At 56.5% G+C, this 230-nt stretch carries 1 tRNA gene and 1 rRNA gene; both read right to left on the reverse strand.

The annotated features are described in order from the left end of the window. Window positions 1-17 precede the first annotated feature (17 nt). A tRNA-Ile gene (locus tag M3180_RS22610) sits at window positions 18-94 on the reverse strand. A gap of 12 nt (window positions 95-106) precedes the next feature. Further along, window positions 107-223, reverse strand: a 5S ribosomal RNA gene (gene rrf / locus M3180_RS22615). Window positions 224-230 lie beyond the last annotated feature (7 nt).

A 230-nucleotide genomic window follows, 5' to 3' on the forward strand; every position in this document is an offset into this window, starting at 1 on the left:
TAATATAAAGTTGTAGATGGTGGGCCTTAGTGGACTCGAACCACCGACCTCACCCTTATCAGGGGTGCGCTCTAACCAGCTGAGCTAAAGGCCCTTATTAGCCACCGCTTGGCGACGTCCTACTCTCCCAGGACCCTGCGGTCCAAGTACCATCGGCGCTGGAGGGCTTAACGGTCGTGTTCGAGATGGGAACGTGTGGTTCCCCTCCGCCATCGCCACCAAACGATAAC

The organism is Paenibacillus camelliae, assembly GCF_023715345.1.
In the GTDB taxonomy this organism is placed as follows: Bacteria; Bacillota; Bacilli; order Paenibacillales; family Paenibacillaceae; genus Pristimantibacillus; species Pristimantibacillus camelliae.